Source organism: Mucilaginibacter puniceus (assembly GCF_054783175.1).
Genome location: NZ_BAAGRB010000001.1, coordinates 77,900 through 104,047 on the forward strand (window position 1 = coordinate 77,900; position 26,148 = coordinate 104,047).

26 protein-coding genes are annotated in these 26,148 nt (G+C 40.8%); 11 read left to right on the forward strand and 15 right to left on the reverse strand.

Features of this window, described 5'->3' with window-relative positions; translation table 11 throughout:
• Nucleotides 1–22: 22 nt before the first annotated feature.
• From ACYVJ6_RS00370 to ACYVJ6_RS00380, 3 genes are read right to left on the reverse strand one after another with little or no spacing between them, the layout of a single operon-like run.
• Nucleotides 23–1,021 (reverse strand): FKBP-type peptidyl-prolyl cis-trans isomerase, encoded by a 999-nt coding sequence (locus ACYVJ6_RS00370; protein ID WP_460692062.1) that lies wholly within the window; start codon nucleotides 1,019–1,021, stop codon nucleotides 23–25.
• A gap of 51 nt (nucleotides 1,022–1,072) precedes the next feature.
• A complete protein-coding gene (locus ACYVJ6_RS00375; RefSeq protein WP_460692063.1) occupies nucleotides 1,073–1,999 on the reverse strand; it encodes an FKBP-type peptidyl-prolyl cis-trans isomerase in 927 nt (308 codons plus the stop codon).
• A 2-nt stretch (nucleotides 2,000–2,001) separates the two neighbouring features.
• The gene (locus tag ACYVJ6_RS00380) at nucleotides 2,002–3,012 is read right to left on the reverse strand and encodes a DHH family phosphoesterase (protein WP_460692064.1); all 1,011 of its coding nucleotides are present in this window, start codon (nucleotides 3,010–3,012) and stop codon (nucleotides 2,002–2,004) included.
• 117 nt (nucleotides 3,013–3,129) lie between these two features.
• Here ACYVJ6_RS00380 and ACYVJ6_RS00385 point away from each other — a divergent pair, with 117 nt between their 5' ends.
• On the forward strand, nucleotides 3,130–3,549 hold the full coding sequence (locus ACYVJ6_RS00385) for a nucleoside-diphosphate kinase (protein WP_460692065.1): 420 nt from the start codon (nucleotides 3,130–3,132) through the stop codon (nucleotides 3,547–3,549).
• Between the two features lie 68 nt (nucleotides 3,550–3,617).
• Here ACYVJ6_RS00385 and ACYVJ6_RS00390 read toward each other — a convergent pair whose 3' ends face one another.
• Nucleotides 3,618–3,908: a DciA family protein gene (locus ACYVJ6_RS00390; RefSeq protein ID WP_460692066.1), complete on the reverse strand. Its 291-nt coding sequence runs from the start codon at nucleotides 3,906–3,908 to the stop codon at nucleotides 3,618–3,620.
• Nucleotides 3,901–5,001 carry a DNA replication/repair protein RecF gene (recF, locus tag ACYVJ6_RS00395; RefSeq protein WP_460692067.1) on the reverse strand — a complete coding sequence of 367 codons (1,101 nt, stop codon included), beginning with the start codon at nucleotides 4,999–5,001 and terminating at the stop codon, nucleotides 3,901–3,903. The genes ACYVJ6_RS00390 and recF overlap by 8 nt, the downstream gene beginning before the upstream one ends.
• Before the next feature lie 145 nt (nucleotides 5,002–5,146).
• Here recF and ACYVJ6_RS00400 point away from each other — a divergent pair, with 145 nt between their 5' ends.
• The 3 genes from ACYVJ6_RS00400 to ytxJ all read left to right on the forward strand — a co-directional run bounded on the left by ACYVJ6_RS00400 (nucleotide 5,147) and on the right by ytxJ (nucleotide 6,942).
• A complete protein-coding gene (locus ACYVJ6_RS00400; RefSeq protein ID WP_460692068.1) occupies nucleotides 5,147–5,824 on the forward strand; it encodes a tetratricopeptide repeat protein in 678 nt (225 codons plus the stop codon).
• An 80-nt stretch (nucleotides 5,825–5,904) separates the two neighbouring features.
• Complete coding sequence (ribH, locus tag ACYVJ6_RS00405; protein ID WP_460692069.1) at nucleotides 5,905–6,402, forward strand: 6,7-dimethyl-8-ribityllumazine synthase; 498 nt, start codon at nucleotides 5,905–5,907, stop codon at nucleotides 6,400–6,402.
• 210 nt (nucleotides 6,403–6,612) lie between these two features.
• Complete coding sequence (ytxJ, locus tag ACYVJ6_RS00410) at nucleotides 6,613–6,942, forward strand: bacillithiol system redox-active protein YtxJ (protein ID WP_460692070.1); 330 nt, start codon at nucleotides 6,613–6,615, stop codon at nucleotides 6,940–6,942.
• A gap of 73 nt (nucleotides 6,943–7,015) precedes the next feature.
• Here the strand turns inward: ytxJ and ACYVJ6_RS00415 are convergent, their stop codons facing one another.
• Entirely contained in the window at nucleotides 7,016–7,417 is a 402-nt protein-coding gene (locus ACYVJ6_RS00415) for an OsmC family protein (protein ID WP_460692071.1), read from the reverse strand.
• Nucleotides 7,418–7,545: 128 nt separating this feature from the next.
• On the opposite strand from ACYVJ6_RS00415, the gene lipA reads away from it, so the two are divergent.
• From lipA to ACYVJ6_RS00430, 3 genes are read left to right on the forward strand one after another with little or no spacing between them, the layout of a single operon-like run.
• Entirely contained in the window at nucleotides 7,546–8,424 is an 879-nt protein-coding gene (gene lipA, locus ACYVJ6_RS00420; protein ID WP_460692072.1) for a lipoyl synthase, read from the forward strand.
• Nucleotides 8,425–8,435: 11 nt separating this feature from the next.
• Entirely contained in the window at nucleotides 8,436–8,984 is a 549-nt protein-coding gene (locus ACYVJ6_RS00425; protein ID WP_460692073.1) for an RNA polymerase sigma factor, read from the forward strand.
• A gap of 11 nt (nucleotides 8,985–8,995) precedes the next feature.
• Nucleotides 8,996–9,814: an anti-sigma factor gene (locus ACYVJ6_RS00430; RefSeq protein ID WP_460692074.1), complete on the forward strand. Its 819-nt coding sequence runs from the start codon at nucleotides 8,996–8,998 to the stop codon at nucleotides 9,812–9,814.
• Nucleotides 9,815–9,964: 150 nt separating this feature from the next.
• Here ACYVJ6_RS00430 and ACYVJ6_RS00435 read toward each other — a convergent pair whose 3' ends face one another.
• Complete coding sequence (locus ACYVJ6_RS00435) at nucleotides 9,965–11,470, reverse strand: NAD(P)H-hydrate dehydratase (protein WP_460692075.1); 1,506 nt, start codon at nucleotides 11,468–11,470, stop codon at nucleotides 9,965–9,967.
• A gap of 69 nt (nucleotides 11,471–11,539) precedes the next feature.
• On the opposite strand from ACYVJ6_RS00435, the gene ACYVJ6_RS00440 reads away from it, so the two are divergent.
• From ACYVJ6_RS00440 to infB, 4 genes are all read left to right on the forward strand, one after another.
• Entirely contained in the window at nucleotides 11,540–11,962 is a 423-nt protein-coding gene (locus tag ACYVJ6_RS00440) for a hypothetical protein (protein ID WP_460692076.1), read from the forward strand.
• Between the two features lie 111 nt (nucleotides 11,963–12,073).
• Nucleotides 12,074–12,544 carry a ribosome assembly cofactor RimP gene (rimP, locus tag ACYVJ6_RS00445; protein WP_460692077.1) on the forward strand — a complete coding sequence of 157 codons (471 nt, stop codon included), beginning with the start codon at nucleotides 12,074–12,076 and terminating at the stop codon, nucleotides 12,542–12,544.
• Nucleotides 12,545–12,548: 4 nt separating this feature from the next.
• Entirely contained in the window at nucleotides 12,549–13,784 is a 1,236-nt protein-coding gene (gene nusA, locus ACYVJ6_RS00450; RefSeq protein WP_460692078.1) for a transcription termination factor NusA, read from the forward strand.
• A gap of 62 nt (nucleotides 13,785–13,846) precedes the next feature.
• Nucleotides 13,847–16,783, forward strand: a complete 2,937-nt coding sequence (gene infB, locus ACYVJ6_RS00455; RefSeq protein ID WP_460692079.1) for a translation initiation factor IF-2 — start codon at nucleotides 13,847–13,849, stop codon at nucleotides 16,781–16,783.
• A gap of 133 nt (nucleotides 16,784–16,916) precedes the next feature.
• Here infB and pgl read toward each other — a convergent pair whose 3' ends face one another.
• From pgl to ACYVJ6_RS00495, 8 genes are all read right to left on the reverse strand, one after another.
• Nucleotides 16,917–17,645: a 6-phosphogluconolactonase gene (pgl, locus tag ACYVJ6_RS00460; RefSeq protein ID WP_460692080.1), complete on the reverse strand. Its 729-nt coding sequence runs from the start codon at nucleotides 17,643–17,645 to the stop codon at nucleotides 16,917–16,919.
• A 4-nt stretch (nucleotides 17,646–17,649) separates the two neighbouring features.
• A complete protein-coding gene (zwf, locus tag ACYVJ6_RS00465) occupies nucleotides 17,650–19,173 on the reverse strand; it encodes a glucose-6-phosphate dehydrogenase (RefSeq protein ID WP_460692081.1) in 1,524 nt (507 codons plus the stop codon).
• A 21-nt stretch (nucleotides 19,174–19,194) separates the two neighbouring features.
• Nucleotides 19,195–20,616 (reverse strand): NADP-dependent phosphogluconate dehydrogenase, encoded by a 1,422-nt coding sequence (gene gndA, locus ACYVJ6_RS00470; RefSeq protein WP_460692082.1) that lies wholly within the window; start codon nucleotides 20,614–20,616, stop codon nucleotides 19,195–19,197.
• A 1-nt stretch (nucleotide 20,617) separates the two neighbouring features.
• A complete protein-coding gene (locus tag ACYVJ6_RS00475) occupies nucleotides 20,618–21,244 on the reverse strand; it encodes an HAD family hydrolase (protein ID WP_460692083.1) in 627 nt (208 codons plus the stop codon).
• A 7-nt stretch (nucleotides 21,245–21,251) separates the two neighbouring features.
• On the reverse strand, nucleotides 21,252–22,340 hold the full coding sequence (gene tal, locus ACYVJ6_RS00480) for a transaldolase (RefSeq protein ID WP_460692084.1): 1,089 nt from the start codon (nucleotides 22,338–22,340) through the stop codon (nucleotides 21,252–21,254).
• Between the two features lie 138 nt (nucleotides 22,341–22,478).
• Nucleotides 22,479–23,177: a ribose 5-phosphate isomerase A gene (gene rpiA / locus ACYVJ6_RS00485; RefSeq protein WP_460692085.1), complete on the reverse strand. Its 699-nt coding sequence runs from the start codon at nucleotides 23,175–23,177 to the stop codon at nucleotides 22,479–22,481.
• 79 nt (nucleotides 23,178–23,256) lie between these two features.
• Complete coding sequence (gene tkt / locus ACYVJ6_RS00490) at nucleotides 23,257–25,260, reverse strand: transketolase (RefSeq protein WP_460692086.1); 2,004 nt, start codon at nucleotides 25,258–25,260, stop codon at nucleotides 23,257–23,259.
• Nucleotides 25,261–25,269: 9 nt separating this feature from the next.
• Nucleotides 25,270–26,043, reverse strand: coding sequence for an ROK family protein (locus tag ACYVJ6_RS00495; protein WP_460692087.1), 774 nt, complete (start codon nucleotides 26,041–26,043; stop codon nucleotides 25,270–25,272).
• Nucleotides 26,044–26,148: the final 105 nt, after the last annotated feature.

A 26,148-nucleotide genomic window follows, 5' to 3' on the forward strand; every position in this document is an offset into this window, starting at 1 on the left:
CGGGTTACAGAAGGCTTTTTGTTTAGCTTTTTTTCTTTGGTGCGACGGTCGTTTTTTTAATCGTTGTCGACTTAGTAGTTGTAGTTTTCTTAGCCGTTGTGGTTGATTTTTTAACCGGGGCTTTAGCTACAGGCTTTTTAGCCGGTATAACTTTCATCAACTGCACATCAAATATCAAAGTGCTGAATGGCTTAATGTCTTCGCTCATGCCACGTTCGCCATAGGCCAATTTTGATGGGATAACAAAGGTTGCTTTTGCGCCTTCGCCCAGTAATAATAAACCTTCGTCCCAACCTGGTATAACCATGCCCTGGCCTACTCTGAAAGCAATAGGCTCATAGGTGCGGCCGGGTTGCACCAATCCGCCGGCTTTGGCATCTGCTTCAATGCTGGAGTCAAATACTTTGCCTTCAATTGTTCGGCCGGTATAGTTTACCTGTACGCTATCGCCGGCAACTGGCTTGCGCTTTATTGATGGCGCTGTAATTTTATATTTTAAGCCCGATGCGGTTGTGGTTAAAGCCAAACCTTTATCAGCAATATATTTGTCCATGTCGGCAGTTTCTTTTGCTGCCAGGCCATCCATCATGGCTTGTCTTTCGGCAATAGCTTCATCTAATGACTGTACTTTTTCAATTTTAAGTATGCACGATATAAAGCTGCCTTTAGGTAAAAACGGGGGCCTTTGTGCCTCATTGTTTTTAAATATCGAGTCGGTACTTACCTTAACCAACGCGCTGTCTTTTTCGGCCAACAAAGGGAATACATCCATCAGGTCACCCTCTTGTTGTACCCTAACCTGTACCGGGTTGCCCGATGTATAACTGCTATAAAGGATAGAATCCTTCGGGGTTTTTTGAATTACATGAAAGGTGATGATATCATCCAATTTTATTTTCCTGCCGTTGTTGGTAGTTAATATTTGTAATTGTGCACCGGAGGTAGTAACCTGATTAGGTGTCTGAGCGTTTACATTAATTGCTAACGCGATGGTTGCCAGAAATAAGATATATCTTTTCATAATTAAAAAGCCTTCCTGCTTTAACAGGAAGGCTATATGTTTTAATGATTTTTATTTTGCCGGAGTTGGAGGTACACCTTTAATAATATCAACTATCTCTACATCAAAAGTAAGCGGAGTAAATGGTGCTACCGGTCCATTACCTTGTTCGCCATAAGCTAAGCTTGATGGTATTACAAAACTTGCTTTTGCACCTTTATTTAATAATTGCATACCTTCATCCCAACCCTGTATTACAGCACGTTGTCCAATTACAAAGTGTATAGGCTGGTAAGGGGCGTCCGGGTTAACCATTTTAGCTTTTTCAGCTTCGGCTTTAATGTTGGTATCAAATATTTTTCCGTTAAAAAATCTGCCTACGTAACGCACAACTGCCGTGTCATTAACAGCAATGTTAGGACCAGAGCCCGGTTTGGTAATAACATAACGCAAGCCCGATGCGGTTTTATTAAAGTTTAATTTGGTACCGGCAATATAGTTTTCAATTTTTTTAGCTTCGCCCGTTTTTAAAGTCTCCTTTTGAGCATTAATATAGCTGGTAACATTATCCTGAAATATCTGGTCGGTGAGGTTGCCTTTCGGTATTACTTTCTCTACTTTAATATCATAAATAAGATATTTGCCTTTAAAATTTGGAGGTTTTGGTCCACCTTTAAATAGTGAATCGGCCGAAACTTTTACAGTAGCGCTATCGCCTTCGCTTAATAAAGCAATACCCGAAAAAACATCACCTTTAGTTTGTGGTGCCTGCAACAATAAAAATTGAGGATTACCTGTTTCATAAGTGCTAAACAGCACCGAGTCACCATCGTTTTTTGCTACAACATTCAGGCTTAAAAAATCACCTACTTGCGCTACAGGGGTACTTTTGTCGGTATGGATATTATATAATAAGCCACCTTCGCCTTTTTTAAATCCGCCATTACAACTTGCTAACGCCGTGGCTGCAAGTGCTAAAAACATTAAGTTTTTTTTCATTTTTATTGTTTTAATAGTTTTTTATACTCTGGTAAAATTAATTTAAATTGGTTAATAACTTCTTCAAGGCTGTCATTTGATTGCCCTCCTGCGGCATTCCGGTGTCCACCGCCGTTAAAATACTTTTTACAGATTTCGTTAGCCGGAAACTCACCTTTTGAACGTAAAGATAGTTTTACTTTATCATCCCGCTCAACAATAAAAGCAGCTAAGCGTACGCTGGCAATAGCCAATGCATAGTTAACAATACCTTCGGTGTCGCCGGTATTAACGTCGTATTTTTCAATATCTTGTTTGCTTACGGCAATTATAGCTGTATTATATTCAGGAAGCACCTCTAAACAATTGGTCAGGCAATGGCCCAAAAAGCGCAGGCGATTTTCGTTAGCGCTGTTATATACCAACTCATGAATGCGCCAGTTTACCGCGCCTGCATCAATCAAATCAGCTACCACACGATGTACCGCTGACGTGGTATTTGGCAGCCTGAACGAAGCAGAGTCGGTCATGATGCCTGTATATAAACAGGTAGCCACATCGGCATTGATTAATTCTTTATGGTTGAGTTGATTGGCAATAAAATCATATACCAACTGAGCTGTGGCACAAGCTTTAATGTCCCAATGACGGTAATCATCAAAATCTTCTGGCTCCAGGTGGTGGTCTATCATTACCTTTAGGGCTTTGCTGGCCCTAACCAATTCGCCCATTTCATTAATGCGGCTCAGGTTATTAAAGTCTAAACAAAATATAAGCGCCGCGTTAGCAATTAACTCTGCCGATTGCTGCGTGTTTTCAGTGTATATAATAACTTCTTCATTGCCCGGCATCCAGGTTAAAAAATCCGGATAATCTGTTGGGGCAATAACTTTGGCATGGTGGCCAAGCTGAATTAAGCAATTATATAAACCTAAAGATGAGCCCATAGCATCACCATCAGGTTTATGATGGGTAGTAATTACTATTTGCTGTGGAGTAGCTAAAAGGTCAATAAGAGAGACTAAGTCTAACATTCAAATTTTAAAAGAGTTGCAAAGCTAAAATAAATTAATATAAACCAATTACTATAATAAAAAAAGGTTTCAGCGTTCGGGCTTAAAAAGCTATTTTTGCGCAATTGAACAATATACATGGAAAATAATAAAACATTTACAATGATCAAGCCCGATGCTGTTGCCAATGGCCACATCGGTGCTATTTTAGATAAGATTACCAAAAGCGGTTTTAAAATAGTTGCTTTAAAATACACTGCATTAAGCACAGAAAAAGCCGGCGAATTTTACAGCGTACATAAAGAGCGCCCTTTTTACAATGCCTTGGTTGAGTTTATGTCGTCGGGCCCTATTGTTGCGGCTATTTTAGAGAAAGACAACGCTATTGAAGATTACCGTAAATTAATTGGTGCTACCGATCCGTCAAAAGCCGAGCCGGGTACTATACGTAACTTGTTTGCTAAATCAATTGATGCAAATGCAGTGCATGGTTCTGATTCTGATGAAAATGCTGCTATTGAAGGTAATTTCTTTTTCTCTGCCTTCGAGAGGTTTTAAGCGTATTAATATATAAGAGAAAGGTTCAAGCCCGATAAGGGTTTGGGCCTTTTTTGTTTTATCAGGGGTTATAAGAAAATAATCTCCTCTATCAATATCCCCTTAGCCTCTTCATTTATCTTTTCAATGATCTGCGCACGCATCATCATCAGCTCATTTTTTATTACGGATGATTCTATACGCAGAAAGAGTTTTTTGTCGTGGATGAAAAGCTCCTTGGTGCGGTTGGCTACGGCTTTACCAACAAACCGCGACCAGTTTGCTATGATGCCGGTTTCATCAAACTTGCGCTTGATCTTATAAACCTGCATCATTTGCTCAATAGCTTCTTTTAACGATTTATCGTTGGCCTTACGCATTTATCTCGCCCTCCTTCACCGTAAATAGTTTAACGGGTACATTAATATCTTTAAATATATTCTCCACTCTTGAAGTGCTGGTATCGGTAATAAAAACCTGCCCGAAGTTGTTGTTGGATACCATTTGCATCAGCTTGGTTACCCGCAGGTCATCCAGTTTGTCAAAAATATCATCCAACAATAACAAAGGTTTAAAACCTTTTTTTTGGGTAAGAAAGCTGTATTGTGCTAATTTTAATGCTATCAGGAAAGATTTTTGCTGCCCCTGCGAGCCAAATTTTTTCATGGGCATACCGTGTATAGAAAATTGCAGGTCATCGCGGTGAATGCCGGATGTGGTTCTTTCCAGTGCGCGGTCCTTCTCTATATTTTTCTTTAGCAGGTCAGCCAGGTCGTTTTGCAATAGTTGCGATTCGTACGTTAATGAAACCAACTCCGCATCGCCGCTTATAAATTGATAATGCTGATTAAATATGGCGGTAAATTCCTCCATAAATGTCTTGCGTTTATCAAAAATACGGGTACCTGAAGCTACCAATTGTTCGTCCATCACTTCTAATAGCCCCGGGTCATACCGCCCGGTGCCGGCAATTGTTTTCAATAAAGCATTACGGTTGATCAATACTTTATTATAAGCTATCAACTCATCCAGGTATTTGTTATCTGTTTGTGATATTACATTATCAATAAACTTGCGGCGTTCCTCGCTGCCTTCAATAATAATGCTGATATCATACGGCGATATCATTACCAGCGGCAACAAACCAATATGATCTGCCAGGCGCTGATAATCTTTTTTATTGCGCTTAAACTGCTTTTTTTGATTGCGTTTAACTGAGCAGGCAATAGCTTCCTGCTTCTCGTCGCGGTTAAATGAGCCGGTAATTATAAAAAAATCAGCCCCTTGTTTTATCTGCTGGCTATCAATAGGGTTAAAATAACTTTTACATAATGACAGGTAGTGTATAGCATCGAGCAAGTTGGTTTTGCCTGCACCATTATTGCCCATAAAGGCATTTACACCCGGGCTAAAGCTTAATTCGGCCTGGGCATAATTTTTAAAATTGATAACTGATAGTTGTTGCAGATACATATACGCGTGCTTCAAATTTAGCACTTTACAACGGGGCTTTTTACTATCGGGGTTATTAAAATTAACCTAATTAGTATTAAAATAAAAAGGTATTGCTAAAACTTTTTAAATAATGTAGTTTTGCAAACTTTAATTTACAATAGAAATGTCAAAAAACCAAGCGACTGCCAGCGCCACAACTAATAATTCCGAATTTGGACAAACCGGAAGATTTGTGCGCGATAATCAAAAAAGCTTAACATTTATAGCTGCGGCTATTGTGGCTATGATCGTTATATATATAGCCTATCAAAAATTATATCTGGCACCACGCGAAGCTGATGCAATAAATCAAATGTATGTTGCGCAAGACTTTTGGGCCAAAAAAGAGTGGGACAAAGCCATTAAAGGTGACGCCGGATACCCGGGATTTGAAAAAATTGTAAGCGATTATAGTAATACCAAAGCGGCTAACCTGGCTTACTATTACTTAGGTATTGCTTATTTAAATAAAGGCGAATTCCGCAAGGCTATTGATAATTTGACCACTTACCGGGGCGATGATACCATGATAGCTGCCCAGGCTTTAGGTAGTACAGGCGACGCGTATGTGGAGTTAAAGGATTACGATAAAGCAGAAACCTACTATAACAAAGCGATAGATAAAGCAAAAAATAAGTTTTTATCGCCTATGTATTTAAAAAAATTAGGATTGGTTTATGAAGCTACTAACGATAATAAATCGGCAAGTGAGACTTATAAAACCATTAAAACTGATTATCCGGAAAGCACCGAAGCGCAAAGCATAGAGGCTTATATTGCCCGTGCGGAAGCAAAACTTTAGTTATTAGTGGATTGGTTAATTAGTGATTAGTATGTCGCTGATTAACTAATCTCCAATCTCTAATCTCTAATCACTAAACCATGGCTTCTCATTTAAAAAATCTATCTGATTTTACCGGTACTGCAGCTATACCCTCTGCGGCAACGTATAAGTTTGGCATTTTGGTTTCAGAGTGGAACACCGAAATAACCAACGCTTTATACCAGGGTGCTTATCAAACCTTGATCGAGCATGGTGCTTTAGCTGATAATATTTATAGCCATACAGTTCCCGGTAGTTTTGAATTAACCGCCGGGGCGGATATTTTGCTAAAAAGCCGCGATGTTGATGCGGTAATATGCCTGGGCTGTGTGATACAAGGCGAAACCAAACACTTTGATTTTATTTGTAACGCGGTGGCCAATGGCTTAAGTAATGTTGCTATTAAATATTCAAAACCTGTTATTTTTGGTGTATTAACTACTGATAATCAACAACAAGCTATTGACCGCTCTGGTGGTAAGCATGGCAATAAAGGCGATGAAGCTGCTGTAACTGCTATAAAAATGATTAGTTTAGCTAACAATTTAATTGTATAATTCGTATAATTACAATATGAGAAAATTGATCTACATAGCCCTGATAGCTGCACTTGCAATAGGCACCCTTGCATCTTGCTCAAATAAACTTTGCCCGGCATACGGTTCGTACCCTCGCGGGGGCCGTTAACAGTTTAAATGTCATTTTTGTATTTTGCTTCAAACTTACCCGGCTTTGAGTTGTAATTTTGCAGGAGCATTTATAATTATATGAATTGGACACAACTGCAATCAACCGATCAGCTTAACGAAATAAAAAATTTACCGGGCTACAGCATCATATTTAAACACAGCACCCGCTGTTCCATCAGCATGATGGCAAAAAGAAGGTTTGAGCTGGATTGGGACGATCTCCCTGAAAATATACCCCTTTATTTTCTCGATCTAATTCAATACCGCGAAATATCAAACCAAATAGCGCAGCTATTTCATGTATATCACGAGTCGCCGCAATTGCTTTTAATTAAAGATGGCGAGTGCATATTGGACCAATCGCACGGCGGAATATCGGTTGATGAGGCGTTATCAGTGATCAGTTAATCGGTGATTAGAGATTAGTTTTTTTACTATTGATAGGACTAATCACTAATTAACCAATCACTAATCTCTAAACTTACCACCCAAAATTTATGGTCTGCTTCAAATCAGGATGTATGCTTACTGCTACCGGGCAGCCATGTGCAGCACTTTCTAATATTTTCTTTTCCTTATCGGTATAGCTTTTCGGGAATTTTAGGTTCACAATTACCTCGGCAACGCGGCGCGGATTAGCAGCCATCACCTTGGTTACTTCGGCTTCAGTATTATCCATTTGGATGCCATGAACATCGGCAGCTATAGCCATGGTGGTTAATATGCAGCTTGCTAATGATTCGGCTAACAAATCGGTTGGAGAAAATGCCTCACCCTTACCTTTGTTATCAGTAGGTGCATCCGTAATAATTTTTGTGCCCGATTGTAAGTGGATAGCTTCGGTGCGTAAACCGCCTAAGTATTTTGCTTGTATAGTAGCCATTTATTATTTCAGATTGATGAACAAATTTAATCTTAATTTATATCCCAAAACAAGCCCTGCATCAATTAACTGTAATATTTACGTTCCCCCTTTAGGGGGTTAGGGGGTTTTTGCATACTTTTGTTTTTATGATTGATTTGCCGGTAGTTCCTGTTAACCAACCACAACGCAAGCCCGACTGGCTGCGGGTAAAGTTACCCGTAGGTAAGGAATACGCGCATGTGCGTAGTTTGGTTGATACCCATAAACTGCATACCATTTGCGAAAGCGGTAATTGCCCTAATATGGGCGAGTGCTGGGGTGCAGGTACGGCAACGTTCATGATACTGGGTAACATCTGTACCCGGTCATGCTCATTTTGCGCGGTAGCCACCGGCAGGCCTTTGGCGGTTGATATGGACGAGCCTAACCGTGTAGCCAACTCGGTAAAATTAATGCAGGTAAAACACTGTGTAATTACTTCGGTAGATAGGGATGATATAAAAGATGGCGGTTCAATAATCTGGGCCGAAACGATAAACGCTATCCGTCGCGAAAGTCCGGAAACTACTTTAGAAACTTTATTGCCCGATTTTAGGGGCATTTGGGAAAACCTGGAACGTGTATTAGAAACCCGCCCCGAAGTAGTGTCACATAATTTAGAGACCGTAAGGCGACTAACCAAAGAGGTACGCATACAGGCTAAGTATGACCGTAGTTTGGAGGCTTTAAGCATCATATCAAAAGCGGGTTTACGTACCAAATCGGGCATTATGTTGGGTTTGGGCGAAACAGAGGTGGATGTTTTAGAGGCGATGGATGACCTGTTGCAAGCCGGCGTTCAAATACTTACCTTAGGCCAGTATTTGCAGCCAACCCGTAATCATCACCCGGTAATTGACTGGATACACCCTGATCAATTTAATTTTTACAAACAAATTGGCCTTGATAAAGGTTTTAGGTACGTTGAAAGCGGGCCACTAGTGCGCTCGTCCTACCATGCCGAGAAACATTTATTTGAAATTTAAGCCTAAACTCATTGAGTAGAAAAAAACTATCCCTTTCAGAAGAAGATCTTGTACTGGCTTTAAGTAACCAGGAAAAGATTGCTATTGAAGCGTTATACGATATGTATTCGGCTTCATTATTTGGGGTAATTTCAAGAATTGTAATTGATACGCCAACCGCTGAGGATGTTTTGCAAGAAACTTTCGTAAAAATTTGGAATTCTTTTTCAAGCTATAGTGCAGAAAAAGGGCGTTTATTTACCTGGATGGTTAATATTGCCCGCAACCTGGCAATTGATAAGATCAGATCTAAAGATTTTAAAAATCAGGCCAAAAACCATGAGCTTGAAAATAACGTAACTTTCATTGACGAACAAAGAAACACAGTTTACAAACCTGAGTTAATGGGCATAAAGGACCTAGTGTCGACATTGAAGCCCGAACAAAAGTCAATTCTTGACCTGGTTTATTTTAAAGGCTATACCCATGTGGAGGCCGCTGAAGAATTAGGGATACCGCTTGGTACCATAAAAACCCGTTTAAGGATGGCGATAATTGAACTTAGGAAAAACTTTAATTGAAAAGGTAATAAGTGGAAAACGTACAGGCATATATAGAATCGGGCATATTGGAGCTTTATGTTTTGGGGAATGTAACCCCCGAAGAAAAGCTGCAAGTGGAGGAGATGATGGCAGCGCACCAACAAGTGAGGGCCGAAGTGGATGAGATTGAGCGTGCCCTGGAAGTATACGCAGGTAAAAATGCAGTTGAACCGGCAGCAGATAAACGCACACACATTTTAAACAGCCTGGTTACTAACCTGGCTGATGATAATAACTTTTCATCTTCTAAAGAAAAGGAAGACGCTCCTATTATAACATTGCCCCGCGCCAATAATTTTTACAAATATGCTTTTGCAGCGTCAGTTATTTTATTGTTGGGTGTATCTATTACTTTATATAATGTATACAACAAGCTGGAGCAATCAAATGATCAATTGTTGGCTTTATCCCAACAGAACCAGCAATTTGCAAAAACGGTAACTTTAAAAGAACAGCAAATAAGTGTTTTCAGAGACCCAACCTTTAAATTGCTTCGTTTAAAAGGAACAGAAAAAACTCCCGATGCCGGGTTAACCATTGCCTGGAACCCTAAGAGTAAAAAGGTAATGATTGACATGGTAGATATGAAACTGCCTTCTACCGATGAAGCTCATCAATACCAGTTGTGGGCCATAGTAGATGGTAAACCGGTTGATTTAGGCGTGTTTAATAAGCCTGTTATAGATACTGCCGATATGGTAGAAATGAAGTCGGTAGCTTTGGCACAAGCATTTGCGGTAACGCGCGAGCCTAAGGGCGGCAGCATCAATCCTACCATGGATGAAATGGTGGTTATCAAGATGTTATAATACCGCTTGATAAACTATTTTTTTATTTTTTGTAACACTTTGTAAAAAGCATACGTCTTATAGATAACCTTACTTCAAGTATTTGTTCTTTATAAGATCAGTTAATAGTAATATTAGAAAAAACGGATGTGTTACTTGCATCCGTTTTTTTTATGCCATTAATTTGGCCATAGATACGGGTAAATGTTCGGCCAGCTGGCCCGGTAGTACTACGTTTAATTTGTTGGGTAACGCCAATTCATCCCCTGCTTTGCCATGAATGTAAGCGCCAATAATGCACGCCTCCTGAGGTGCATATTTTTGAGCAAGTAATGAAGTTATGATGCCCGTAAGTACATCGCCCATGCCACCAATAGCCATAGCCGGGTTACTGGTTGAGTTAAAATAAATTTTCCCCTCTGGTGTGGCGGTTATAGTATAGTCGTTTTTTAGCAGGATGTAGATGTTATACTCCTGTGCTTTTTGGGTAGCGGTTTGTATACGCTGCCACCAGCTGGTATGCTCACCAAATAAGCGGTCAAACTCTTTCATGTGCGGGGTTAAAATGCTTCCGGCGGGTAGTTTTTTTAATAGCGATTGGTTTTCGGATAATAAGTTAATTGCATCCGCATCAACAACTATAGGTTTGTTATAATTAGTTAAAGTGCTTTTTAGCAGGTGTAATGCCTCTTCGTCTTTTCCTAACCCGGGGCCTATGCCAATGGCGCTATATTGGTCCCATTTGACTTCCGGCTGCTCATTGCCTTTTCGTAAAATGGCCATCAATTCGGGCATGTAGGTATTTAAAGCCGTGAGCCCGCTTTTAGGAATACAGGCTGTGGTTAAGCCAGACCCCGCATAAGCACAGGCGGAAGAGGCAAGCAATGCTGCCCCCATAGTTTCGTTCTGCCCTGCTATGAGTAAAGCATGGCCATATGTGCCTTTATTGCTAAACCGGCGACGAGACTTTAATAGTTGCCTGATGTCACTTTCCTCAACCAACTGGTAAGGTGAATTTAGCGATTGTATAAAGGCTTCATCTAAACCAATATTCACCGCTTCCCAACATTTAATTATCGCGGCAGACTCGGGCAATAAAAAATTGATCTTGGGTTGCTGAAAGGTAATCACCAGGTTTGCCTTTATAGCAGTCGCCTCTGTATCGATTTCACCTTCGGTAAAAAAACCGGTGGGGACATCAACGGCAATAACCGTTTTTTTCAAGCTGTTTATATATTCAACCAGTTTTTTATAATTTCCGGCAAGTGGTTTATTTAAGCCACTGCCAAGCAGTGCATCTATAATAATATCGCTGTTTTCGGCTGGCAGGTCTTCTTCGGGCTTTAGTGTGGTAGTGGGTATGCCTGTATTGCCCAGCCATCTTAAATTACCGGTAAAATCTGCAGAGGTTTTATCAGTATACCTGGCAATTTTTACGTTGATGTTTTTGTATTGATGGTTTTTTAAAAGCCGCGCAATAGCTAAGCCATCGCCACCATTATTACCTGTGCCGCAATAAACACTAATGCTTTGGTTTTTATCAGGGTAGCAATTAACAAACCAGCTTACAAATGCTTTTGAAGCACGTTCCATCAAATCAATTGATGATACCCGCTGATTGGCTATGGTATAAGCATCAGCTTCGCGTATTTGTTGGGCGGTGAGTAGTGGCAGCATATTTTATAAATTTACGGTTTATGCTTTTTGTTTTGAAGGTATCATTATATAATTATTAATATTACCATTATGAAAAAAGGATTACTGCTATTATTGATGATGATAGGTTTTGGCTGCACCTCCAAGACCAATAAATCTACGCTTTATGTCAGCCCGGATAGCAGTAGGCAAAGCTTAAAAATTGCCGGACTAAATAATGCTATTGTGCAGGATATTAACCGCGATACCACCACCAATAAATGGCAGCAATTGATCCCCGTTTACCGTATGCCCGCGGATACCGACATGAAAGATTTTCAACCCATACAACCGGGTAAATATTTGGTTAAGGATAGCTTGATATTTTTTACACCTGATACTCCTTTTGTTCTGCAGCAATCCTATTTTGTACGTTATTATCATTATGATGAAGACCACAGTATATGGAGTTTTATAAAAGGCGAACGCCGTGCCGGAAAAATCAACTACACCGATTTGGTTTTTAAGCCATAGCACTTGAAAAATCAATATTTTTGCTTATATTTGCATTCAATAATACAGAGGGGGCCGTTTGCCCCCTCTTTTTATTTATCAATTAATCCCAAAGAGTTAGGGGAAACTGATATGAATATTGAAAAGAAGGTAACGCAATTAGCTGAAGAGAAGATAGCCGAACTGGCCCGGCCCGACCTGTTTTTGGTTGACGTAAAAATGCACGGCAACGGAAAACTGATGATCCTGGTAGATGGCGACAATGGCGTGGGCATTGCCGATTGTGCAGCGATAAGCCGCTATGTAGGTTTTAAGCTGGAGGAGGAAAATGTGATAGAAACCGCTTATAATTTAGAGGTTTCATCGCCGGGGGTTGATTTCCCACTTTCATCGCAAAGGCAATACAATAAAAACATTGGCCGCGAGTTAGCTATAAAAATGGCAGATGGTGCCAAGCGGGAAGGGAAATTAACCGCGGTTAACGAAGCTGCCATCACTATTGAAGAAAAAATTAAACAAAAAGGGAAAAAGGCTGAAGTTATTGAAAGCGTTATCCCTATTGAGCAAATAACAGAAACAAAGGTTTTAATATCATTTAAGTAGAAAAATGAGCAATATTAATTTAATCGACTCTTTCCAGGAGTTTAAGGACTTTAAAAACATTGATCGTCCAACGATGATGAGTGTGCTGGAAGATGTGTTTAGGAGTATGATCCGCAAAAAATTCGGCACTGACGAAAATTGTGACGTGATTGTTAACACAGATAATGGTGACTTAGAAATTTGGCGTACCCGTAAGGTGATGGAAGACGGTTTTAGCGAGGATGACGACTTAGAAATTGAGTTGGCCGAGGCTAAAACTTTAGATCCTGACTTGGAAGTGGGTGACGAGTATATTGAGCAGATCACTTTAGAGGATTTTGGCCGTCGTGCTATTTTAGCTGCCCGCCAAACGCTGGTATCTAAAATTTTAGAACTGGAGAAAGACGAGATATTTAAAAAATATAAAGACCGCGTAGGTGAGATTGTTACCGGTGAGGTTTACCAGGTTTGGAAAAAAGAAACATTGGTATTGGATGATGAAGGTAACGAATTGTTATTGCCAAAAACCGAACAAATACCTGCCGACTACTTTAAAAAAGGCGACAGCGTAAAAGCTATTGTTCATAAAGTGGATATGCTGAACAGCAATCCTAAGATCATTATATCGCGTACCGCACCTGAGTTTTTACAGCGTTTGTTTGAACTGGAAGTGCCTGAGATATTTGACGGGTTGATCACTATCAAGAAAATTGTACGCGAACCGGGCGAAAGAGCTAAGGTAGCTGTAGAATCATATGATGACCGTATTGATCCGGTTGGTGCCTGTGTAGGTATGAAGGGATCACGTATACACGGAATTGTACGCGAGTTGAAAAACGAAAATATTGATGTTATAAACTATACTAACAATATTCAGTTATATATACAACGTGCCTTATCGCCCGCCAAGATCACCTCTATTAAATTAGATGATGAGAAAAAAACTGCGGCGGTATATTTAAAACCCGACCAGGTATCATTAGCTATAGGCCGCGGTGGTCATAATATTAAACTGGCCGGTAAATTAACAGGTTATGAAATTGATGTTTACCGCGAAGCGGATGAGCATGACGAGGATGTGGATATTGAAGAGTTTTCAGATGAGATTGAAAGCTGGATAATTGATGAATTTAAACGCATTGGTTTAGATACAGCAAAATCAGTATTGGCATTAACCGTAGGCGAACTGGTTAAACGTACCGATCTGGAAGAAGAAACAATTAAAGAGGTTTTAGCTATCCTACAAGCCGAGTTTGAATAAATAACTATAACCAAAAATTAAAATCGTATTTTTGCAATAAACAAGCGGAGAAAAATTATTAAATGTCAGAAGACAAATCCATAAAATTATTTAAGGCAGCAAAAGAGCTGAATATCGGTACAGGTACTATCGTTGACTTTTTAGCATCAAAGGGTTTCAAAATTGAAAAACAACCTAATGCTAAAATTGAGGGCGAAATGTATAATGTGCTGTTGAAAGAGTTTGCTGTTGATAAAAGTATTAAGGAAGAAGCCAAGCAGATCAGTATAGGAAAGATCAGAAAAGAAGAGCAGGACCAGCTTCCGGAAAAACCGGTTGATGCACGCCGCTCAAGAGATTTTGAGAACGAGGAGATACTGATAAAAAATGCAGGACAATTTACTACACCACCCGTTGAAAAACCAAAACCCCAGCCTGAAACGCGTGAAGAACGTAATGAGGCATTACCGGGTGTAAAAGTAGTTGGCAAAATTGACCTGGATGCTAAAAAAGCAACTCCACCGCCTGTTGAAAAGAAAGTAGAAAAAGTAGCAGAACCCGTTAAGGAAGCGATTGCCCCAAAACCGGAACCTGTAATAGAACAGCCGAAACAACCGGAACCGGTTGCCGAGGTTAAAGCGGAGCCTAAACAAGAGGTAGCACCTGAAGCCCCAAAAGCTGATGCACCTGTTGTTGCAACTCCTCCTGTTGCACCTACTGTAACAAAAGATGCAAGCGAAGAAAATCAACCCGGCAAAGTTATACGCGCCAAGGCCGAAAGGTTAAGCGGCCCTAATGTTATTGGAAGAATAGAGTTGCCGGCTGATGCACCTAAGCGCAACCCGATAGCTTCATCATCCAATACCAATGCCGATCATAAGCGTAAAAGGAAGCGTAAGGAAGGTGGAGGCCATCCTAATCAGCATGGAGCTCCTGGCCAGCCGCAAGGTGGTGCAGGTCAGCCGCCGCAAGGCAATGTAAGTGCTAACCGTCCTGATTTCAGAAACCGTGCTAATAATGGCATAACTCCTCCGGGTGGTAATCGTCCGGATTTCAGAGGCAACCGCAATACCGGTGGTAATACAGGGGGCCCTAAAGAAGAGCCTTCAGAAAAAGATATACAAGATCAAATTAAGGCAACATTAGCCAGGTTAAGCGGTGCCGGTAAATCCGGTAAGTTTGCTCAGCGTGCTAAGTTCCGTCGTCAAAAACGTGATGATGTTGCTTCCAGTGCCGAAGAGTTGGCAATGGAGCAGGAATTAATGTCGAAAGTAATTAAAGTAACAGAGTTTGTTACTGCTAATGAACTGGCATTGATGATGGATGTATCTGTAACACAGATCATATCTACCTGTATGAGCCTTGGCTTGTTCGTATCCATCAACCAAAGGCTGGATGCAGAAACTTTAAGCATTGTTGCCGAAGAGTTTGGTTTCGAGGTTGAGTTTGTTAAACCACAGGATGAAGAGGCTAACTTAGATCAGCCCGATGATCCGGCTGATTTGGTTCCCCGTGCGCCGATTGTAACTATTATGGGTCACGTGGATCATGGTAAAACATCGTTACTTGACTTTATACGCAACACCAACGTAATAGGTGGAGAAGCGGGTGGTATAACCCAGCACATTGGTGCTTATGAGGTAACACTACCTGATAATAAAGGAAAAATAACATTCCTGGATACTCCGGGTCACGAGGCGTTTACCGCTATGCGTGCAAGGGGTGCACAGGTTACAGATATTGTAATTATTGTAATAGCAGCAGACGATAGCGTGATGCCGCAAACCCGCGAGGCCATAAACCACGCGCAGGCTGCAGGTGCACCTATTATATTTGCTTTCAACAAAATTGATAAGCCGGGTGCAAATGCTGATAAAGTGCGCGAGCAATTATCAACCATGAACATACTGGTAGAAGAATGGGGCGGTAAATACCAAACCCAGGAAATATCTGCCAAATCGGGCTTAAATATTGATCTGCTATTAGAGAAAATATTATTAGAAGCCGAGTTATTAGAACTTAAGGCCAACCCTAATAAACGTGCAGTGGGTACGGTGATAGAATCCATGCTGGATAAGGGACGTGGTATTGTTACTACTGTTCTTGTACAATCGGGCCAGCTAAAAGTGGGTGATCCTATACTTGCTGGTTGTTATAGCGGACGTGTAAAAGCGTTAACTAACGAGCGTGGACAAAGGGTTAATAGTGCGGGCCCTTCAACACCGGTACAAGTATTGGGTATGCAGGGCGCGCCTACAGCAGGTGATAAGTTTAATGCGTTAGAAAGCGAAGTTGAGGCACGTGATATTGCCAACAAACGTTTGCAATTACAACGCGAGCAAGGCTTACGTACGCAAAAACATATTACACTTGATGAGATTGGCCGCCGTTTGGCAGTTGGTAACTTTAAGGAATTGAATATTATTGTTAAGGGTGATGTGGATGGTTCTATTGAGGCACTATCTGATTCATTATTAAAACTATCTACAGAGCAGATACAGGTTAATATCATATCAAAAGCGGTTGGACAAATATCAGAATCTGATGTATTGTTAGCTTCTGCTTCTGACGCGATAATCATAGGTTTCCAGGTACGTCCGTCACAAAGCGCACGTAAACTGGCCGAAGCCGAACAAATTGATATTCGTTTATATTCTATTATTTACGATGCCATAAACGAGATAAAAGCGGCGATGGAAGGCATGTTGGCACCAACCTTTGAAGAGAAAATTGTGGCTAACGTAGAGATACGCGAAACCTTCAAGATCAGCAAAGTAGGTACTATTGCAGGTTGTATGGTACTGGATGGTAAAATTAACCGGAACAGTAAAATACGTGTCGTCCGTGAGGGTGTGGTAATTTACACCGGTGAACTGGCTTCATTAAAGCGTTTTAAAGACGATGTAAAAGAAGTTGGAACAAACTATGAGTGTGGTTTAAACATACTTAACTTTAACAACATTGAAGTAGGCGACATTGTAGAAGCCTACGAAAACGTAGAAGTTAAACGTAAATTGTAATTAAAATACTTACATAAGCAAAAGGTCCTGATTAATATCAGGACCTTTTTATTTTATAGTGACCGTTCCTAAATATAGTTAGGCTATTCTTGTCATCGAATTATCTGACCTTTACAGCAATGACGCTCATTTTTTATCTCTCTTCCAAATCAGCGGCAGCAGATTTATCTAAAAACCATTGCACTTCGCCGGTTATAGAATCTATCAACTGCGCAGGGTAGTTATCTATATCTTCTTCATCTTCCATGATATGGCGTACGGCTTCTGCTTTGCTTTCGCCATATACTAAAAATGCGATGTGACGGGCCTCGTTAATTAAAGGCGCGTTCATGGTGATACGGTAAACCTGTTTATCCTGTAAATAATTAGCTTTTACCGATGGGGTAGTATCGTGCAAAACAGGTGTATGCGGAAATAACGAAGCCGTATGTGCATCATCGCCCAAGCCTAACAGCACCAAATCAAAAGCCAATTCATCATCATCAAAAAACTGCTCAATTTCTTCCCAATATTTTTGAGCGGCCTCTTCCGGGCTTAATGTGGTATCAACCGGGAATATGTTTAGGCGATCAATTTCCAACGTGTCGAAAATAGATTTTTGCGCCATCAGGTAATTACTTTCCGGGTCGGTATGTGGTACATAGCGCTCATCGCCAAAAAAGAAATATACCTTTTCCCAATTAACCTGGTCCTTAAAAGCAGGCGATGCCAATAAAGCATATAATTTTTTAGGAGAACTGCCGCCGGATAGGGATACTGTAAATTTACCGCGAGCTGTAATAGCCTCGTTGGCCACTTCAACAAAATAAGCGGCTAAAGCGGTAAGGACTTCATCAGCGGTAGAGAATATATTTAATCGCATTGTATTATTTCTTTCTTTCCTTGTTATTTACCGGCAGGGTAAACCAATGATAGCCATCTCGGGCAATTAATGCCTCGGCAATTTCAGGGCCCCATGAATCTGCTGAATAATTAGGGAAATTCAGGCTCTTTTTAGCCTCCCAGGTGCTTAATATCGGCATGATCAGATCCCACGCCTCTTCTACCTGGTCGCCGCGCATAAACAGTGTTTGGTCGCCCATCATGGTATCTAATAACAAGGTTTCGTAAGCTTCAGGGGCTTCACTGGTATAGGTTCCTTGATAATCAAACACCATGTCCACCGTATTTAAAATCATATCAATACCGGGGCGTTTAGCCTGCACCTGCAAACGAATGCTCATTTCGGGCTGTATGCTAATGATCAGCCTGTTTTGCTGCCAGCTTTCGGTAGCTTCTTTAGGGAACACTAAGTGTGGCACATCTCTGAATTGAATGCTGATAGTGGATGCCGATTGGTGCATACGCTTGCCGGTACGTACATAAAAAGGTACGCCGTGCCAGCGCCAGTTATCCACAAAGAATTTTATAGCGGCAAAGGTTTCGGTGTTCGAATCAGGGTCGACATTGCTTTCCTGGCGATAGCCCGGTACTTCCTGTCCCTCGATCCATCCTGAGCCGTATTGGCCGCGAACAGCAGATGTACGTACATCATCAGGGGAGAATTTGCGCATAGCTTTTAACACATCTACTTTACGGTCGCGCACCTCGTCGGCATTAAAGCTTATAGGGGTTTCCATAGCTACAAAGCAAAGTAACTGTAACAGGTGATTCTGTATCATATCGCGCAACGCGCCCGACCCTTCGTAATAAGGGCCGCGGTCCTGTACACCTAATTGCTCGGTAACAGATATTTGTACGTGCTCAATATAGTTACGGTTCCATATGGGCTCTAAAATAGAGTTGGCAAAACGGAACGCCATTATATTTTGAACGGTCTCTTTACCTAAATAATGATCAATACGATATATCTGTTTTTCATCAAAAATACCGGCTAATAGTTTATTCAGTTCTTTGGCTGTTTCCAGGTCATGGCCAAAAGGTTTTTCAATCACTATCCTGGCTTTGTCCGGATCTTCGGCCAATTTTGCTTTTGAAATATTAGAAGCTATTATAGGGAAAAACTCAGGTGCAACTGCTAAATAGTATATAACGTTGGCTTTTGCCTTCCACTCTGTGTTATGTGCATCTATGCGTTTGCCAAACTCTTTATAGGTTTCCGCATCTTTAGCGTCTGATACCTGGTAAAATATATTTTTAGAGAAATCATCCCACTTTGCTTTAGTGGTTTTGCCGCTGCGCGAAAACTGGTTGATATCATTCAATAAGTTTGTTCTGAACTGTTCATCTGTCAATTTGGTACGCCCGGTACCGATGATGGAAAACTGTTTAGGCATCCATCCATCCAAATATAAATTATAAAGCGCGGGGGCCAGTTTGCGGGCATTCAAGTCGCCGGTACCGCCAAATATGATAAATATAGTAGGGTCTGAAGTTATTTTTGAGGGCATGATATTGTTGGTTTCTGTTTGTTAATTTTTAGGCACCCACTGGGTATGGAAGGTTCCTTCTTTCCCAATTAATTCGTAAGTATGCGCGCCAAAATAATCGCGTTGTGCTTGTATTAAGTTTGATGGCATCCTGCCACTGCGGAAAGTATCAAAATAACTTAATGCCGATGCATAGCAAGGGGCGGCTATACCGGCGGCGGTAATAGCAGATACTACGGTACGTGCACCGCCAATAGCGCCTTTAACCTCGTTAGCCACACCTTTATCTAATAAAAGATGCTCTAATTCAGCATTGGCGCTAAATGCCTCATAAATATTTTGCAGGAATAGTGAACGGATGATACAACCGCCTCGCCATATTTTGGCAATATCTGCCAAATTCAGGCCATAGTTAAACTCGGCAGATGCGCGGGTTAACATGTGGATACCCTGTGCATAGCTAATGATCATATTGAAGTAGAATGCTTCTTCTAATGATTTTATAAATGCTGCTTTATCCACATTCAGTTGCGCTTCAACGCCACCGTAAATGCCTTCCGCTTTTACACGTAAGTCTTTATATTTTGAAAGATCGCGCATGGATACGGATGAATCTACCGTAGGGATAGGGGCCTGCAGGTCCATAGCTACTTGTGATGTCCATTTACCGGTGCCTTTAGCGCGAGCCTCATCTTTAATGTCATCCAATAATAAATGATCGGCACCCGGCGCTTTGTATTGAAATATGTCGCGGGTAACTTCCATAAGGAAGGATTTTAAACGGCCGTCGTTCCACTCAGTAAATATCTTACCTATGGCATCGTTATCTAAACCCAAACCTTTTTTAAGTATCTCGTAAGTTTCGGCAATTAACTGCATTATAGCGTACTCAATACCATTGTGTACCATTTTTACAAAATTGCCGGCAGATCCGGTACCGCAATAGGTAACACATGGTTCGCCATCAACTTTGGCAGCTATGGCTTCAAAAATTGGCTTTACTACGTTGTAAGCTTCTTTATCGCCACCAGGCATCATGCTTGGGCCGCGGCGTGCACCTTCTTCGCCACCTGATACACCCATCCCAAAGAAGTGTATGCCTTTACTATTCAGGTAGTCAAAACGGCGATTGGTGTCGGTATAATAGGTGTTACCACCGTCAATGATCAAATCGCCCTTATCAATTAAGGGCAACAATTCTTCAATAACATCATCAACAATTTTACCGGCAGGTACCAACATCATAATGGCACGCGGAGTATTCAGGCTGGCTACAAATTCTTTTATATCACTAAAGCCCTTTAGATTTCCGTTGGCGCTTTCCTGCTCCAATGCCTGGCCCTTGCTGGCGTCTTTATCAAATCCGGCTCCTTTTACACCATGGTCGCCCATGTTTAGCAAAAGGCTGCGGCCCATAACACCCAGGCCTATCATGCCAAAATCGTATTTTGTTGGTGTGCTCATATTATTTGTTGTGATTTTCTTCTTTTAGTTTTTCCAAAATGGCTTTGGTTGATGCCAGGTCGGTATGTTGGAATGCCTTTATACCCAGTTTTTGGGCAGCATTTACCAACATTATCCGGTCATCAAAATAAACACATTGATGGGGGGTTACCTGTGCAATGCCCATAGCCAATTTAAATATGCCCGGATCGGGCTTGCGCATTTTTACTTCGCATGATGATACAAAGGCATCAAAAAACTCATGCAGTTTAAATTTTTTAACGCGGTAGTCGTTTAATTCCTTACCCTCGTTATTGATGGATATGATACGGAACCCGCAATCTTTTTTCCATTTTTTTAACCAGGTCAAAGTCTCGGGCAATTCAACCGAACGCGAATACATGAATTGTTTAAAATCCTCGCGAGTAAAATCGCGAGGATGGTTAAATATTACCGTATCTAAGTACTCGTCTAAAGTAATGGCACCTATTTCATACACATTAAATATAAAATTGTGTAAGGTTTCCACTTCTTCATAATCCAGCCCGAATTTTTCTGTTGCCAGCTTACGCGAAGCATACCCCCACCCATTGCTTAGCACAACGCCGCCTATATCAAAAAAAAGTATTTTAATATCGTCGGTTCTCATTTGCAGCTTATTTTACTTTAGCGGCCTGATCTTCGATAGACTTCAATAATTTCTCAAATGGCTTATTAAATTTATCAATACCCTCATCCTCTAAAGTTTGAGTGATCTCATCCATATTTATGCCGGCTGCTTTTACTTTAGCTAAAATTTCGGTAGCCTGGTCTAAGCCTTGCTCCAAAGTATTAGCTGCTATACCATGGTCGCGGAAAGCTTCGATAGTTTCTAAAGGAACGGTATCAACAGTATCCGGGCCAATTAATGCCTCAACATATTTGGTGTCTTTAAACGCAGGGTTTTTGCTGCTGGTACTTGCCCATAACAAACGTTGTGGTTGCGCGCCTTTGGCGGCTAATTTTTCCCAACGAGGTCCGCTAAATACTTCTTTATAAATTTCGTAAGCTTTTTTAGCTGACGCGATAGCAACCTCGCCTTTTAGTTCGCCTAAACCTTTTTCATCTAATAAAGGGTCAACAATAACATCAATACGGCTTAAAAAGAAGCTGGCTACTGATGATATATGGCCAATTTCGTGGCCTGCTGCTAAATGATCTTCTAAACCTGCAATGTATGCCTCGGCTACCGCACGGTAACGGTCTAAGCCGAACAATAACGTAACGTTTATATTGATACCATGAGCAATTGACTGGCGGATAGCAGATAAACCCGGTTGTGTACCAGGAATTTTGATCATCACGTTTTTACGGTCAACTTGTTTCCATAATTTTTTTGCCTGCTCAAAAGTACCTTCAGTATCTAATGCTAAAAACGGAGAAACTTCTAAACTTACATATCCGTCCATTTTATCTTCTGCATGCAGATCTTTAAAAAGATCAGCCGCTGCCTGGATATCTTTCATAGCTAAACCAAAAAATACTTCTTCGGTAGATTTACTGCCATCGCTTAAAGTGCGGATATCAGCATCATAATCAGAGCTGCTGGTAATAGCTTTTTCAAAAATTGCAGGGTTTGAAGTTACACCTCTTACACCGTCGACATCAATTAAGCTTTTTAATTTACCATTGTTCAAAATGGCACGATCAATAAAATCCAACCATATGCTTTGGCCGAAGCTGTGTATTTGTTTTACGTTGTTCATTGTATTGCGATTGTTTTTTTAACTATTTAATTTCTTATTTATTTGCGACAATAAGTGTACCACCTATGGTCATATTACTTTACTTTTTGGCGTTCCAAACTGTTCCAACTGTTCCGTTTACAAAAAATGGAACACTTATCAGGCCACCAGCACCTCTACATTATAGCCAATGAAGAGGCCGCTTTCAATAACGCCGGTAATGGCCTTTATCTTTTGCTCCGTATCGTAGTTGATCTCATCAAAACGCGCATCTAAAACTAAGTTACCATTTTCGGTAATTACCGGGCCATCCTTACCTTTTGCAGGGCGTATAATTAAGCTATTTGCTCCCAGTGATTTTAGCTGTTCTTCCACATGCAATAACGCATCAGGAAAAACTTCTATCGGTACCGGAAAATTAGTGCCTAACTTTTTGACCAGTTTGCTTTCGTCAACAATAATATAATTAACCAGGCTGCAGCTCATTAAAAGCTTTTCTTTAAACATAGCGCCGCCGCGGCCTTTTATTAAACCATTATTGGGGTCCACCTCATCCGCACCATCAAAATACCAATCGGGACGGGACTCTGTCAGATTGGTTAACGGCACACCCAATTTACTGCAAAACATACCAATTTCAATTGAAGTTGGTATGGCCTTAATGTTAAGCTTCTCCGCTTTTATTTTTTCGGCAATGGCCATCAACGCCATAAATGATGTTGACCCCGACCCTACACCTATCACATCACCATCTTTTACCTTTTCAGCAATTTGTTCGGCTACTTTTTGTTTAGCTTCCTTATTGCTGATGGTATCGCCCCATTGCAGGTTTTTGATCAGATCGCTTTGCCACATCATAGTGATTAGTTGTTTAGTGATTGGAGATTAGTTAAAATTGGAGAATAGCAACTAATCACTATTCTCCAATCTCTAATCACTATAAAAGTGCTTTCGCTTTTTTAACTACGTTATCAACCGTAAAGCCGAAGTATTTGTACAATTCTTCTGCCGGGGCCGATTCACCAAAGGTTTCCATAGCTAATATATCACCTTCATCGGTTACATATTTATGCCAGCCCAGTGGCGAAGCCATTTCAACAGCTAAGCGTTTTTTAACGGCTTTAGGGAATACAGATTCTTTGTAAGCCGCGCTTTGTTTTTCAAATAACTCCCATGACGGCATACTTACCACACGGGTTGAAACACCATCAGCTTCCAGTTTCGCTTGTGCTTCTAAAATTAAGGCAACTTCCGATCCGGTAGCCATTAATATTACCTTTGGTGTTTTTGAAGCTTCTGATAATACATAGGCACCTTTTTCCAGATTTTCTGCTTTTGCATATTTATCCTGATCAAGAATAGGTAAGCCCTGGCGGGTAAATACCAATACAGTAGGGCCATCCTTTTTCTCGATAGCTACGCGCCATGCATGGGCAGTTTCGTTAGCATCTGCAGGGCGAATTACGGTAATGTTTGGTATAGAGCGTAATGATATTAATTGCTCAATAGGCTGGTGGGTTGTACCATCCTCGCCCAAACCAATACTATCATGGGTATAAACAAATATTGGCGCAATTTTCATAATAGCCGCCAAACGGATTGGCGGGCGCATATATTCTGAGAACATCAGGAAGGTAGCACCAAAAGGAATAATACCTTTAGTTAATGCCATGCCATTTAATGCCGAACCCATAGCATGCTCGCGGATGCCAAAGTGGAAATTGCGGCCAGTACGGTCTTCAGATGTAAATGAAGTTGATTCTTTAAGTGTAGTTTCGGTAGATGGCGCTAAATCGGCCGCGCCACCAATTAAGTGTGGTAAACTGCCTGCAATAGCATTTAATACTTTACCTGATGCCTGGCGGGTTGCCATTTTAGGGTCAGAGCCTTTAAATGTGGGTAGTTTATCTGCCCAGTTTTTTGGTAATTTACCTGCAAAGGCTTCTTCGTACTCAGCTGCTAATTCAGGGAATTTAGCTTTATATTCTTTAAACAGGTCGTTCCATTTTTTCTCGGTCTCTATACCGCGTGAACCCACTTTTTTATAATATTCAGCAACCTCGGTTGGAATATTAAATGATTTTTCAGGGTCGAAACCAAAAAACTCTTTTACCAATTTAATTTCGTCAGCACCTAGTGGTGATCCGTGTGAACCTGCGGTACCTGATTTATTAGGGCTACCGTAAGCAATTAATGAACGCACACGAATTAATGACGGTTTTTGTGTTTCGGCCTTAGCATTAGTAATAGCTAATTGTAAAGCGTGTGTATCATTGGCATCATTAACAAACTGTACATGCCACCCGTACGATCTGAAACGGGCATCAACATCTTCGTTAAAAGCGATGTCTGTGCTTCCTTCAATGGAGATTTTGTTATCATCATATAAGTAAATGATGTTACCTAACTCCAGGTGGCCTGCTAATGAAGCAGCCTCAGAAGTTACACCTTCCATCATATCACCATCGCTACAGATAGCGTAAACATGATAATCAAAAAGGTTAAAACCCGGTTTGTTATAACGGGCAGCTAAGTGTTTCTGGCCAATGGCAAAACCTACACCGTTTGCAAAACCTTGTCCAAGCGGGCCGGTAGTAACGTCAACACCAGGTGCCAAACCGTACTCCGGGTGACCGGCAGTTTTGCTGTGTAATTGACGGAAATTTTTAATATCATCTAATGAAAGGTCATAACCTAAAAGATGTAAAAAGCTGTATTGTAGTATACAGGCGTGTCCGGCAGATAAGATAAATCTATCGCGGTTGGCCCAATCAGGGTTTTTAGGGTTAAAATTTATAAATTCTTTCCAAAGTACGTGACCTACTGGTGCTAATGCCATAGCTGTACCCGGGTGACCCGAATTAGCTTTTTGTACAGCGTCTGCAGATAAAATGCGTACCGTATCAATGCTTAACTCTTCGATGCTTTTTGTAGTTGCCATTTTATTGAATTATAATAGTTTTTGGTGATTACTTTTTTTAGCCGCCGGTAAAACTACAGGCTGTTGTTCTTTATCAGTTACCCATAACCTTGCACCGCCTTTTATGCCGTCCTGGTTGGTAATGATCTTTATGTTTTTATCCAGTTTGAAATTTATTTTGCGCGAATTGCCGCCTCCTATATATAAGGTATCGTAATTGAATACTGTTTTTAAAACTTTAATAATATGCTGTAAGCGTTTGTTCCATTTTTTATCACCCAGCTTGTCTAAAGCTTTGTCGCCAATATATTCGTCATATGTAGCGCTTTTTGTTAAGGGATGGTGGGCCATTTCTAAATGCGGTAATAAATTGCCGTCCAGTAATAGCGCCGAACCAAAACCTGTACCTAAAGTAAGGACCATTTCCAACCCTTTGCCGCTTACCACCCCCAGTCCTTGCATATCTGCATCATTAACTACTTTGGCGGGTTTACCTAATACTTCACTTAATTTTTTACTCAGGTCAAAATTAGCCCAGTGTTTAGTAGTTAAATTGGGCGCGGTTTTAACTACGCCATTTTTAACATATCCCGGAAAACCAACCGATATATGATCAAATTGAGGGAAGCCCTTAACCAATGTTTGTATAGCAGCAATTATGTTATCAGGTGTTGCCGGCGATGGGGTGTCAACCTTTTTATAATCCATTAGCAGTTCGCCTTTGCTATTTAAAATAGTTGCTTTTACATGCGAGCCGCCTATATCAATAGAAAGAATATGTAATGACGTGGTGGCTTTTTTCATGGTTTTTGTTACAAAGTGCAAGTTATGCTGTTTTTTTGTTTTCTGCAATCGATTTCCTATAAGTTTCTCTTATTTTAACAATGGGCCTTTAGTTTAATAATTTGC

Coding starts and splice junctions, on each gene's coding strand:
- ACYVJ6_RS00495 (WP_460692087.1), bottom strand. CDS start 26,043: ATGAAAAAAGCCACCACGTCATTACATATTCTTTCTATTGATATAGGC.
- ACYVJ6_RS00390 (WP_460692066.1), bottom strand. CDS start 3,908: ATGCGTAAGGCCAACGATAAATCGTTAAAAGAAGCTATTGAGCAAATG.
- ACYVJ6_RS00380 (WP_460692064.1), bottom strand. CDS start 3,012: ATGTTAGACTTAGTCTCTCTTATTGACCTTTTAGCTACTCCACAGCAA.
- pgl (WP_460692080.1), bottom strand. CDS start 17,645: ATGCGATTAAATATATTCTCTACCGCTGATGAAGTCCTTACCGCTTTA.
- ytxJ (WP_460692070.1), top strand. CDS start 6,613: ATGAATTGGACACAACTGCAATCAACCGATCAGCTTAACGAAATAAAA.
- ACYVJ6_RS00385 (WP_460692065.1), top strand. CDS start 3,130: ATGGAAAATAATAAAACATTTACAATGATCAAGCCCGATGCTGTTGCC.
- rpiA (WP_460692085.1), bottom strand. CDS start 23,177: ATGATGTGGCAAAGCGATCTGATCAAAAACCTGCAATGGGGCGATACC.
- tal (WP_460692084.1), bottom strand. CDS start 22,340: ATGAACAACGTAAAACAAATACACAGCTTCGGCCAAAGCATATGGTTG.
- infB (WP_460692079.1), top strand. CDS start 13,847: ATGTCAGAAGACAAATCCATAAAATTATTTAAGGCAGCAAAAGAGCTG.
- ACYVJ6_RS00400 (WP_460692068.1), top strand. CDS start 5,147: ATGTCAAAAAACCAAGCGACTGCCAGCGCCACAACTAATAATTCCGAA.
- ribH (WP_460692069.1), top strand. CDS start 5,905: ATGGCTTCTCATTTAAAAAATCTATCTGATTTTACCGGTACTGCAGCT.
- lipA (WP_460692072.1), top strand. CDS start 7,546: ATGATTGATTTGCCGGTAGTTCCTGTTAACCAACCACAACGCAAGCCC.
- ACYVJ6_RS00375 (WP_460692063.1), bottom strand. CDS start 1,999: ATGAAAAAAAACTTAATGTTTTTAGCACTTGCAGCCACGGCGTTAGCA.
- ACYVJ6_RS00475 (WP_460692083.1), bottom strand. CDS start 21,244: ATGAGAACCGACGATATTAAAATACTTTTTTTTGATATAGGCGGCGTT.
- nusA (WP_460692078.1), top strand. CDS start 12,549: ATGAGCAATATTAATTTAATCGACTCTTTCCAGGAGTTTAAGGACTTT.
- rimP (WP_460692077.1), top strand. CDS start 12,074: ATGAATATTGAAAAGAAGGTAACGCAATTAGCTGAAGAGAAGATAGCC.
- ACYVJ6_RS00440 (WP_460692076.1), top strand. CDS start 11,540: ATGAAAAAAGGATTACTGCTATTATTGATGATGATAGGTTTTGGCTGC.
- ACYVJ6_RS00370 (WP_460692062.1), bottom strand. CDS start 1,021: ATGAAAAGATATATCTTATTTCTGGCAACCATCGCGTTAGCAATTAAT.
- ACYVJ6_RS00415 (WP_460692071.1), bottom strand. CDS start 7,417: ATGGCTACTATACAAGCAAAATACTTAGGCGGTTTACGCACCGAAGCT.
- tkt (WP_460692086.1), bottom strand. CDS start 25,260: ATGGCAACTACAAAAAGCATCGAAGAGTTAAGCATTGATACGGTACGC.
- recF (WP_460692067.1), bottom strand. CDS start 5,001: ATGTATCTGCAACAACTATCAGTTATCAATTTTAAAAATTATGCCCAG.
- zwf (WP_460692081.1), bottom strand. CDS start 19,173: ATGCCCTCAAAAATAACTTCAGACCCTACTATATTTATCATATTTGGC.
- gndA (WP_460692082.1), bottom strand. CDS start 20,616: ATGAGCACACCAACAAAATACGATTTTGGCATGATAGGCCTGGGTGTT.
- ACYVJ6_RS00435 (WP_460692075.1), bottom strand. CDS start 11,470: ATGCTGCCACTACTCACCGCCCAACAAATACGCGAAGCTGATGCTTAT.